Source organism: Pseudomonas sp. LBUM1672, from assembly GCF_059695655.1.
In genome coordinates, this window is record NZ_CP166781.1 from 5,901,020 (window position 1) to 5,912,855 (window position 11,836).

At 60.4% G+C, this 11,836-nt stretch carries 8 protein-coding genes; 7 read left to right on the plus strand and 1 reads right to left on the minus strand.

The features are described from left to right. The first annotated feature begins 17 nt into the window (after window positions 1-17). Both choW and choV read left to right on the plus strand, forming a co-directional pair. Window positions 18-863 carry a choline ABC transporter permease subunit gene (gene choW / locus ACA053_RS27030; protein ID WP_109635476.1) on the plus strand — a complete coding sequence of 282 codons (846 nt, stop codon included), beginning with the start codon at window positions 18-20 and terminating at the stop codon, window positions 861-863. Further along, on the plus strand, window positions 860-2,038 hold the full coding sequence (gene choV, locus ACA053_RS27035; RefSeq protein WP_109635477.1) for a choline ABC transporter ATP-binding protein: 1,179 nt from the start codon (window positions 860-862) through the stop codon (window positions 2,036-2,038). Before choW ends, choV begins: the two co-directional genes overlap by 4 nt. Before the next feature lie 197 nt (window positions 2,039-2,235). Here the strand turns inward: choV and ACA053_RS27040 are convergent, their stop codons facing one another. Continuing rightward, the gene (locus tag ACA053_RS27040; protein ID WP_497318360.1) at window positions 2,236-4,185 is read right to left on the minus strand and encodes a BCCT family transporter; all 1,950 of its coding nucleotides are present in this window, start codon (window positions 4,183-4,185) and stop codon (window positions 2,236-2,238) included. A 379-nt stretch (window positions 4,186-4,564) separates the two neighbouring features. Between ACA053_RS27040 and betI the strand changes: the two genes are divergently transcribed. The 5 genes from betI (at window position 4,565) to ACA053_RS27065 (ending at window position 11,716) form a co-directional block, all read left to right on the plus strand. Continuing rightward, window positions 4,565-5,158: a transcriptional regulator BetI gene (gene betI, locus ACA053_RS27045; protein WP_008151939.1), complete on the plus strand. Its 594-nt coding sequence runs from the start codon at window positions 4,565-4,567 to the stop codon at window positions 5,156-5,158. Between the two features lie 109 nt (window positions 5,159-5,267). Further along, window positions 5,268-6,740: a betaine-aldehyde dehydrogenase gene (gene betB, locus ACA053_RS27050; RefSeq protein ID WP_109635480.1), complete on the plus strand. Its 1,473-nt coding sequence runs from the start codon at window positions 5,268-5,270 to the stop codon at window positions 6,738-6,740. A 216-nt stretch (window positions 6,741-6,956) separates the two neighbouring features. Continuing rightward, window positions 6,957-8,660 (plus strand): choline dehydrogenase, encoded by a 1,704-nt coding sequence (betA, locus tag ACA053_RS27055; protein ID WP_497394079.1) that lies wholly within the window; start codon window positions 6,957-6,959, stop codon window positions 8,658-8,660. A gap of 276 nt (window positions 8,661-8,936) precedes the next feature. Then, window positions 8,937-10,379 (plus strand): TldD/PmbA family protein, encoded by a 1,443-nt coding sequence (locus ACA053_RS27060; protein WP_497314189.1) that lies wholly within the window; start codon window positions 8,937-8,939, stop codon window positions 10,377-10,379. Continuing rightward, complete coding sequence (locus ACA053_RS27065) at window positions 10,379-11,716, plus strand: TldD/PmbA family protein (RefSeq protein WP_497394080.1); 1,338 nt, start codon at window positions 10,379-10,381, stop codon at window positions 11,714-11,716. The genes ACA053_RS27060 and ACA053_RS27065 overlap by 1 nt, the downstream gene beginning before the upstream one ends. Window positions 11,717-11,836 lie beyond the last annotated feature (120 nt).

Here is an 11,836-nt window from a genome sequence, read left to right on the forward strand (position 1 = left end):
TGCGGACGTTCACTACCATGCTGATTGATCAGAAAATACCTCTAGGCCAGTACATCGCAGGCTTCGTTGAATGGTTGACGCAACACGGCGCCAACACCTTCGACGCCATCGCCGTGTCACTGGAAACGATGATCCACGGCGTGACTTTCGCGCTGACCTGGTTCAACCCGCTGGCATTGATCGGCCTCATCGCGCTACTGGCACACTTCATTCAACGAAAGTGGGGGCTGACCGTTTTCGTCATCGCTTCCTTCCTGCTGATCCTCAACCTGGGGTACTGGCAGGAAACCATGGAAACCCTCGCCCAGGTGCTCTTCGCGACCCTGGTCTGCGTGGTCATCGGCGTGCCGTTGGGCATCGTCGCCGCGCACAAACCGATGTTCTACACACTGATGCGTCCGGTGCTCGATCTGATGCAGACCGTGCCGACCTTCGTGTACCTCATTCCTACCCTGACCCTCTTCGGTCTGGGTGTGGTCCCGGGCCTGATCTCCACGGTAGTGTTCGCGATTGCCGCGCCTATCCGCCTGACCTACCTGGGTATCCGCGATGTTCCCGCAGAATTGATGGACGCCGGCAAAGCCTTCGGCTGCTCGCGCCGTCAACTGCTCGCACGCATCGAACTGCCCTACGCCATGCCAAGCATCGCGGCCGGTATCACCCAGTGCATCATGCTGTCGCTGTCGATGGTGGTGATCGCGGCACTGGTGGGCGCCGACGGCCTGGGCAAACCCGTGGTCAACGCACTGAACACTGCTGATATCGCCCTGGGCTTCGAAGCCGGCCTGGCGATCGTATTGCTGGCGATCATGCTCGACCGTATCTGCAAACAACCCGACGCTAAAGTAGGGGGTGACGCATGAGCATTATTCGCTTCGAAGACGTCGACGTAATCTTTTCCAAAGACCCGCGCGAGGCGCTCAAGCTTCTCGACCAGGGCATGACCCGCGACCAGATCCTGAAAAAGACCGGGCAGATTGTGGGCGTTGAAAAAGCCAGCCTGGACGTCGAAAAAGGTGAAATCTGCGTATTGATGGGTTTGTCCGGCTCCGGCAAATCCAGCCTGCTGCGCTGCATCAACGGCCTCAACACCGTCAGCCGCGGCAAGCTGTTCGTCGAGCACGAAGGCAGGCAGATCGATATCGCGTCCTGCACCCCGGCAGAGCTGAAAATGATGCGCACCAAGCGCATTGCGATGGTGTTCCAGAAATTCGCCCTGATGCCTTGGCTGACGGTGCGCGAGAACATCAGTTTCGGTCTGGAAATGCAGGGTCGCCCGGAAAAGGAACGGCGCAAGCTGGTGGACGACAAGCTTGAGCTGGTGGGCCTGACCCAGTGGCGCAACAAGAAGCCTGACGAACTCTCCGGCGGTATGCAGCAACGTGTGGGCCTGGCCCGTGCACTGGCGATGGACGCCGACATTCTGCTGATGGACGAACCGTTCTCGGCACTCGACCCGCTGATCCGCCAAGGCCTGCAAGACGAACTGCTGGAACTGCAAAGCAAGTTGAACAAAACCATCGTGTTCGTAAGCCACGACCTCGATGAAGCCCTGAAGCTCGGCAGCCGTATCGCGATCATGAAAGACGGCCGGATCGTGCAGTACAGCAAGCCTGAAGAAATCGTGCTGAACCCGGCAGACGACTACGTGCGGACCTTCGTCGCGCACACTAATCCGCTGAACGTTCTTTGCGGTCGCAGCCTGATGCGCACCCTGGACAACTGCAAACGCATCAACGGTTCGGTGTGTCTCGATCCGGGCGGCGATTCGTGGCTGGACCTGGCCGAAGGCAACACCATCAAGGGCGCCCGCCAGAACGGGGCGAGCCTGGACCTGCAGAACTGGATTCCAGGGCAAGCGGTTGAAGGCCTGGGTCGTCGACCAACGCTGGTGGACTCCAACATCGGCATGCGCGATGCGCTGCAGATTCGTTATCAGACGGGCAATAAGCTGGTCCTGCACGACAACAACAAGGTTGTGGGGATTCTGGGCGACAGCGAGCTGTACCACGCGCTGCTCGGCAAGAACCTGGGGTAAGGCAGCAGACACAAAAACGCCGCGAGAGGATCGCGGCGTTTTTGTTTATGGGATATCGGGTGATGCAGTGTTGCAGTTGCAACCCCCATCGCCAGCAGGCTGGCTCCCACATTGAAATGCATTCTCTTGTGGGAGCCAGCCTGCTGGCGATGAAGCCGACGCGGTGCTTCAGAGCGAAACACCGCGTCCTTGATTACTTAGCTATAAACCCGGCCAAGGAGCTGCCGATGGCTTTCAAACTGATCGAGCACGTCACGGGTGATCTGATCCTGAGTGAAGCCCATCAAGTCGTAATCCTGGCTGCCGTTGTGCAGGTAAACCTCGGCGCGGTAGTAGCGCGCACGCGGTTCGTCAGCACTCTCCGCCGAGACCGTGTCACTCGCCGCCGCCAGGTAGCCGTCCAGGCTCACTTCGTAGACAAAAGGGTTGCCCTCTTCCATCTCGATGCGCACACCCATGCAACGCTTGGATTTACCCAGCAACGTTTGCACTTCCAGGCCTTGACCGCGCAATTGCACCGCCGCCTCTTCCAGCGCCGGGCTGACTTGCTTGTCCATGAAGCGCTGAACGATCGACTGGTTCGGTTGCAGATCCAGCTGCGTCAGACGCTCGCTGAAACCACGACGACCGCGCGCTGCGAGTTCCGCTTGCTCCTGTTCGATCTGCACGTCCTGGCGCATGGCCTTGTGCAAGCCGAACATGAAGAACACCAGCACCACCGAGAACGGCAGACCGGCCAGCACCACCATGGTTTGCATGGCTTCGAAGTTACCGGCGAACAGCAGGCCGATGGTCACCAGCGTAATCACCGCCGACCAAAAGATCCGCAGCCAGTGCGGGGCGTCTTCGTCAACATTGCCGCCCTTGCAGGAAAGGTTGGCCATCATCACCGCGCCAGAATCCGCCGGGGTCAGGAACAGCACGAAACCGACGAAAATCGACACGCCGATAACAATCTTCGACGCCGGGTAATGCTCAAGCAGCTGATAAATCGCCATCGACGGCTGTTCCAGCGCCGTCTTCCCGAGCTCCACCGCCCCATGGTTCATCACCAGGTCCAGGGCCGAGTTACCGAAGATCGACAGCCACGCCAGAGTGAAACCCAGCGGGATCAGCAGCACGCCGGCCACCAGTTCGCGCACCGTGCGACCACGGGAAATACGCGCGATAAACATGCCGACGAATGGGGCCCAGGAAATCCACCAGGCCCAGTAGAACAAGGTCCACAGGCCCATCCAGCGCTCGCTCTTCTCGCCACTGCCTTCGTACACATAGAGGTCGAAGGTTTTCAGTACGATACCGTTGAGGTAGTCACCGATGTTCTGCACGAAGCCGTTGAGCAGGTGCAACGTCGGGCCGAACAGCAGCACGAAAATCAGCAGGCCGCTGAACAGCACGATGTTCAGGTTGGACAGACGACGAATGCCGTTTTCCACGCCGGACACGGCGGCGATGGTCGCCACGGTGCTCATCACAATGATCACGATCAGCAGGTTGGTGTTGTTGTGTTCCATGCCGAACAGGTTTTCAAGCCCCGACGACACTTGCAGCGAACCAATCCCCAGGTTCGTCACCAGACCCAGCAGGGTCACGAACATGCCGAAACCGTCCACCGCGTGACCGGCCGCGCCTTTGACCCAGCGCTCGCCCACCAGCGGATACAGCGCCGAACGCAACGCCAACGGCTGGTTATGACGGTAGGCAAAATACGCCACCGCCAGGCCGACCAAGGCGTAGATCGCCCAGCCATGCAGGCCCCAATGCAGGAACGTCAGCTGTACAGCCTGACGGGCGGCCATGTTGCTGCCGGCCACGCCTTCCGGCGGATTGAAGTAGTGGTCCAGCGGCTCGGAAGCACCGAAGTACAGCAGCGAAATGCCGATACCCGACGAGAACAGCATCCCCGCCCAGGCGCCGTAGCTGAAGTCCGGGGTGTCGTCCTTGCTGCCCAGCTTGAGTTTGCCGTAGGACGAAAACGCCAGGCCGACGACGAATACCAGATAGGCAGCGATCACTACCATGTAGTACCAGCCGAAGCTGCGGGACAACCAGGCCTGGGCGATACCGAGCAATCTGCCGGCCTCTTGCGGGGCGATGATCAGAATGGCGGTCAACAACAGAATCAACGCGGTAGAGGTGTAGAACACCCAACCGTTGACCGTCACCTTCTGGGGTGGGGTCTTTATAAGAGAGGCAGAACTCATGGCACAGATGCTCCAGGCAGTGCGAGAGAAGAACACAAGGCAACGCGTTACCCGACTAATCGGTTAGTTGGCAGCCGACCGACGGGTGATATAAAGAGACCCCGAAAAAAGCCCGAAGCCCGGGAGCGCCAGCGCGCGTGGGTTTCGAGCGTTTTCGGATGTCGTTTTTCCGCCCACTACACGTAGGAAAAACCTGTAGGCAGCGACGATTTGTCGCAGATCTTATTCTTTGTTGATTGAACGTTCAATCAAAACAAAATAGACTGGCCTTCAATCCGATAGACGTTTGACGTCCACCGGAAGGCCTAAGGAGATGTGCAAGATGCCCAAGGTCGGTATGCAACCCATCCGCCGCCAGCAGTTGATCGAAGCCACATTGCAGGCGGTCGATCAGGTCGGAATGGGGGACGCCAGCATTGCGCTGATCGCCCGTTTGGCCGGTGTCTCGAATGGCATCATCAGTCACTATTTTCAGGACAAGAACGGCCTGATTGCTGCCACGGCGCAGTATCTGATGAGTGTCCTCAGCGAGAACGTCACCGCGCGCCGTCAGGCGCTGGAGGACAGCAGCCCGCGGGCGCACCTCCAGGTGATCATCGAAGGCAACTTCGACGCCAGCCAGGTCAATGGCCCGGCAATGAAAACCTGGCTGGCCTTCTGGGCCACCAGCATGCACCACCCGTCTTTGCACAGGTTGCAGCGGATCAACGATCACCGCCTGTATTCCAACCTGTGCTGCCAGTTCCGCCGTGTACTGCCGCTAGATGATGCACGCAGCGCAGCACGAGGCCTGGCAGCCCTCATCGACGGTTTGTGGTTGCGCGGAGCCCTGTCGGGAGATGCTTTCGACACTGAGCAAGCGCACCAGATCGCTTACGAATACATGGATTTCCAACTGGCCAAGCAGGTGAGTTAGAGCACACATAACCGCTCAACCCCTGAACTGCTACTGATCGGTGTTGCCACACCTATATGGCTTCACCGCAGTGGTCAACGCCAACCACTTATGCACTTGCGAGGACTTTATGGCCCGTTTCGAACTGCAAAAACTCTACATCGATGGCGGCTACAGCGACGCCAGCAGCGACGCCACTTTCGAAGCCATCAACCCGGCTAACGGAGAAGTCCTCGCAAAAGTACAGCGTGCGACCAAAGAAGACGTCGAACGCGCTGTGGTCAGCGCCGAAAAGGGCCAGAAAATCTGGGCCGCGATGACCGCCATGGAGCGTTCGCGCATCCTGCGTCGTGCCGTGGACATCCTGCGCGAGCGCAACGATGAACTGGCAGCCCTGGAAACCCTGGACACCGGCAAGTCGTTCTCCGAAACCAAGTATGTCGACATCGTCACCGGTGCTGACGTGCTGGAATACTACGCAGGCCTGGTGCCCGCCATCGAAGGCGAGCAAATCCCGCTGCGTACCACGTCGTTCGTCTACACCCGTCGCGAGCCGCTGGGCGTCGTGGCCGGTATCGGCGCGTGGAACTACCCGATTCAGATCGCCCTGTGGAAATCCGCTCCTGCCTTGGCAGCCGGTAACGCGATGATCTTCAAGCCAAGCGAAGTCACTTCCCTGACCACGCTGAAACTGGCCGAGATCTACACCGAAGCAGGCCTGCCAGCCGGCGTGTTCAACGTCCTGACCGGCAGCGGCCGTGAAGTCGGCACCTGGTTGACCGAGCACCCGCGCATCGAAAAAATCTCCTTCACCGGCGGTACCGACACCGGCAAGAAGGTCATGGCCAGCGCTTCCGCTTCGTCGCTGAAAGACGTGACCATGGAACTGGGCGGCAAATCCCCGCTGATCATCTTCGACGACGCCGACCTCGATCGCGCCGCCGACACCGCGATGATGGCCAACTTCTATAGCTCCGGCCAGGTCTGCACCAACGGCACTCGCGTGTTCGTACCGACTCACCTGAAAGCCGCTTTCGAAGCCAAGATCGCTGAGCGCGTTGCGCGCATCCGCATCGGCAACCCGGAAGACGAGAACACCAACTTCGGCCCGCTGGTCAGCTTCGCCCACATGGAAAGCGTGCTGGGTTACATCGCCAAAGGTAAGGAAGAAGGCGCTCGCGTGCTGTGCGGCGGCGGTCGTCTGACCGAAGGCGAATTCGCCAAAGGCGCGTTCGTGGCACCGACCGTGTTCACTGACTGCACCGACGAGATGACCATCGTTCGCGAAGAAATCTTCGGCCCGGTGATGGCGATCCTGACTTACGACACCGAAGAAGAAGTGATCCGTCGTGCCAACGACACCGACTTCGGCCTGGCCGCCGGTATCGTCACCAAGGACCTGAACCGCGCTCACCGCGTGATTCATCAACTGGAAGCCGGTATCTGCTGGATCAACGCCTGGGGCGAGTCCGACGCCAAGATGCCGGTCGGCGGCTACAAGCAGTCGGGCGTGGGCCGTGAGAACGGCATCAGCTCGCTGAACAACTTCACACGCATCAAATCGGTACAGGTCGAACTGGGCGATTACGCCTCGGTTTTCTGATCTGCGCGAAGTCTGGAGCGAACGCCATTGTGGCGAGGGGATTTATCCCCGTTGGGCCGCGCAGCGGCCCCTATCCAGACACCGCGACTCTTCAGATAGAACCAGTCGCTGAGTTTACGACTGCTGCGCAGCCGGACGGGGATAAATCCCCTCACCACAGGTTGCGCGGCGTCAAGGCGATCTGCGACCTGACCAACTTCAAAGAGGGTGCATTCAATGTCCCAAGAATTCGATTACATCATCATCGGTGCCGGCTCGGCCGGTAACACCCTGGCGACCCGTCTGACTGAAGACGAAGGCGTCACCGTCCTGCTGCTCGAAGCAGGCGGCCCGGACTACCGTCTGGACTTCCGCACGCAAATGCCGGCCGCCCTGGCGTTCCCTCTGCAAGGCCGTCGCTACAACTGGGCCTACGAAACCGATCCAGAGCCACACATGGACGGTCGCCGGATGGAATGCGGTCGCGGCAAGGGTCTGGGCGGTTCTTCGCTGATCAACGGCATGTGCTACATCCGCGGCAACGCGATGGACTACGACAACTGGGCCAAGCTTCCAGGTCTGGAAGACTGGGACTACCTGAACTGCCTGCCGTATTTCCGCAAGGCCGAAACCCGCGACATCGGCCCGAACGACTACCACGGTGGCGACGGTCCGGTCAGCGTGACCACGCCGAAGGCCGGCAACAACCCGTTGTTCCACGCGATGGTTGAAGCAGGCGTGCAAGCCGGTTATCCACGCACCGAAGACTTGAACGGTTACCAGCAAGAAGGCTTCGGCCCGATGGACCGCACCGTGACGCCGAACGGCCGTCGCGCCAGCACCGCTCGCGGTTACCTGGACACGGCCAAGAAGCGCTCGACCCTGACCATCGTCACCCACGCGCTGACCGACAAGATTCTGTTCGAAGGCAAGCGTGCCGTTGGCGTGCGTTACCTGATCGGCGCCGCTGAAGAGCGCGTTGAAGCCCGTGCCCGCAAAGAAGTACTGCTGTGCTCCGGCGCCATCGCTTCGCCGCAGATTCTGCAACGCTCCGGCGTCGGCCCGGCCGAACTGCTGAACAAGCTCGACATCCCGGTGGTCCATGACCTGCCAGGCGTCGGCGAAAACCTGCAGGATCACCTCGAGCTGTACCTGCAATACGCCTGCACCCAACCGGTCTCGCTGTACCCGTCGCTGCTCTGGTACAACCAGCCGGCCATCGGTGCCGAATGGCTGTTCAACGGCACCGGCATCGGCGCCAGCAACCAGTTCGAAGCCGGCGGTTTCATCCGTACCCGCGAAGAATTCGATTGGCCGAACATTCAGTACCACTTCCTGCCAGTTGCCATTAACTACAACGGCAGCAACGGCGTGAAAGAGCACGGTTTCCAGGCGCACATGGGTTCCATGCGTTCGCCGAGCCGCGGTCGCATCCAGGCCAAGTCCAAGGATCCGCGCGAGTACCCAAGCATCCTGTTCAACTACATGGCCACCGAGCAGGACTGGCAGGAATTCCGCGACGGCATCCGCCTGACCCGTGAAATCATGCAACAGCCTGCACTGGACGCTTTCCGTGGCCGCGAAATCAGCCCGGGCATCAACGTGCAAACCGATGAGCAGCTCGACAAGTTCATCCGCGAACACGCCGAAACCGCGTTCCACCCGTCTTGCTCCTGCAAGATGGGCACCGACGACATGGCCGTGGTCGATGGCGAAGGTCGTGTACACGGCCTGCAAGCCCTGCGCGTGGTCGATGCCTCGATCATGCCGATCATCACCACCGGCAACCTGAACGCACCAACGATCATGATCGCCGAGAAAATCGCCGACAAGATCCGTGGTCGCCAGCCGTTGCCGCGCAGCAAGGCTGATTACTTCGTTGCCGGCGATGCGCCGGTGCGTGGCAAGCCGTTGCGGGATGTGAGCCTGACTGCCCAGTAAGACCGTTACACCGCGTCACGGCCAATCGCGAGCAGGCTCGCTCCCACAAGGGATCTTCTGTGAACACAGATTCTGTGAACACCCAAGATCAACTGTGGGAGCGAGCCTGCTCGCGATGGGGCCTGACCAAACGCCCCACATCTCCCGGTTATCCCTTCCTACATCGCACCACCCTTGATCCTACCCCCCGCCCAGGCCTAATCTAGCGCCACGCAAACGTTTCACCCCCCTTCGCAACACCGCTGCACCGCCACTCCAGACCAAGGAGGTTCCCGAATGTTCGATTTCCACCCCCAGCTCAAGCAGCGCTTCGCTGCCTTGCGCACGGGCGCTGAATTCTTTTCGCTGCGTTATGTGCGCGAGTCCGGCCAGTACCTGTCGGTGCGCAAGAATGTCGCCGAACCTCCAAGCCTGAGCCGTGACGAAGGCGCGATGCTGACCGTGCGCGTCAACGGCGTCGAAGCCTACGCCGCGACCAACGACCTGTCGCAACAAGGCCTGCAAGCGGCTCTTGAGCGCGCCGAGCAACAAGCCCGCCGACTCAAGCCCCACGCCCTGCTCGACCTGCGCGAGCAAGCCGTCTCCAGCGACCGCGCCGACTACTTTTCGCCGAACCTCGACCAGCCCTTCCCGTCCCTGAGCGATTGCTACCAACTGCTCGGCGCCGAATCCGCGTCCGTGCCCAAGGACGAGCGTCTGGTGAACTGGCAAGTGAGCATCGGTATCACCCATGTCGAGCAGATCTACCTCAACAGCGCCGGCGCGGAACTGCGTCAGGCCCAACGTTTTGTGTACCCGGGCCTCGATGTCACCGCCTACGACGGCAGCGACAGCCAGACCCGCAGCCTGGGCCGCGAGAACTTCGGCCAGCAAGGCAGTGCCGACGTCATCAGCCGCTGCGGCCTGGTCGGAGCGGGGCCGAAAGTCGCCGATCAGGCGCTGCAATTGCTGCTGGCGCCCAATACTCCGCAAGGCCCGCGCGATTTGCTGTTAATGCCCGACCAGATGATGCTGCAGATCCACGAATCCATAGGTCACCCGCTGGAGCTGGATCGCATCCTCGGCGATGAACGCAATTACGCCGGCACCAGTTTCGTCAAGGCAGAAGACTTCGGTCATCTGCAATACGGCTCGAAACTGCTGAACGTAACCTTCGATCCCGATATTCCCGAGCAACTCGCCAGCTACGGCCATGACGACGACGGCACGGCCGCGAGCAAGCAATTCCTGATCAAAGAAGGCCTGTTGCTGCGTCCATTGGGCGGTGCGCTGTCGCAATTCCGTGCCGGCATGGACGGCGTTGCCAACAGCCGCGCCTGTGGCTGGAACCGTCCACCGATCGACCGCATGGCCAACCTGAACATCGAGCCCGGCGATCAACCGCTGGAACAACTGATCGGCAATATCGAACACGGCATCATGATGTCGACCAACCGCTCGTGGTCCATCGACGATGCGCGCAACAAGTTCCAGTTCGGTTGCGAATGGGCGCAGTTGATCGAAAACGGCGAGCTCAAAGGCGTGGTGAAGAACCCGAATTACCGGGCGATTTCCGCGCACTTCTGGAAAAGCCTCAGCGCCGTCGGCGACGCCAGCACCTTCAAGGTCCTGGGCACGCCAAACTGCGGCAAGGGCGAACCGAATCAGGTGATTCGCGTCGGCCATGCCTCGCCGGCCTGCGTGTTCAGCAACGTAGATGTATTTGGGGGAGACGCCTGATGAGTACGTCAAACACTCAGGCCGAGTCGTTCAAAGCCTTGGTCAATTGGCTGCGCGATGCGATTCGCGAGCCGGAGCAATTCACCCTCAGCTACGCCGCCGAGTCCTCGGCCTTCGTGCGCTTCAATCACGGCAAGGTGCGCCAGGCTGGTCAGGTGCAGCAAGCGAGCGTCGGTTTCAAACTGATCAACGACGGTCGGCATGCCGACCTGAACATTACCCTTTCCGGTGATGCTGAAGTTGACCTTCAACGGCTGGCCGAAGGTCTGCAACAGTTGCGCGAAACCTTGCCGCTGCTGCCGCAGGATCCGTATTTGATGCTCAACCACAACGGCTGGCAGAGCAAGAACGTGCAGGCGCATCCGCTGCCGGACACCGAGCAAGTGGTAGCCGAAATCACTCAGGCGGCCGCAGGTCTGGATCTCGTGGGATTCTATGCCGCCGGGCCGATCAGTCGTGGCTTCGCCAGTTCTTCAGGCTCGTTTGGCTGGCATCAGGCCAACAGCTTCAACTTCGATTTCAGCCTGTTCCATGACAATGGCCAAGCGGTGAAAGCCAGCTACGCCGGGCACGACTGGAGCAGCGAAGGATTTGCCAGACGCTTTGCGCAGGCGCACGAGCAGTTGGAATTCCTGGGCAAACCGCAACGCACCCTGGCGCCGGGTCAGTACCGCGCCTATCTGGCGCCGGCCGCCCTGGGGGAAATCATGGACATGCTGGGCTGGGGCGGTTTCTCGGCGCAGTCGATTGCCAGCAAACACAGCCCATTGCAGAAGCTTTATGCGGGCGACAGCTCGTTCAGCGCGCTGGTGTCGGTCGATGAAAAGGTCAGCGGTTCCTTGAGCCCGGCGTTCTCCGGCGAAGGTTATCCGCGCAGCGATCTCGGCTTGATCGTCGAAGGCAAGGCCGGCGCGCAGATGGTCAGTTCACGCAGCGCCGCCGAGTACGGCCTGACCGCCAACGGCGCCAGCGGTGGTGAAATGCCGAGTGCGGTGAACATGGCAGCCGGCACGTTGCCTGACGCAGAGATTCTCAAGCAACTGGGCACCGGTTTGTACATCAGCAACCTCTGGTACCTGAACTACTCGGATCAACCGGCGGCACGCCTGACCGGCATGACGCGGTTTGCGACGTTCTGGGTCGAGAACGGCGAGATTCAGGCGCCGGTGAGCACCATGCGCTTTGATGACAGTGCCTACAGCTTGCTCGGTTCGCAGCTGGAAGCGTTGACCGAAGAACGTGAGCTTATGTTGTCGGCCAGCACCTACAGCCAGCGGGCCACGGCCTCGGCGTTGTTGCCGGGCGCGCTTGTCAGCCGATTGACCTTAACTCTGTAAACACAAATCCCCTGTACACAGGGGATCCTGTGGCGAGGGGATTTATCCCCGTTGGGCTGCGCAGCGGCCCCAAATTGGTAAACGCGGTTTGACAGACAGACCGCATCAGCCGGATTTACG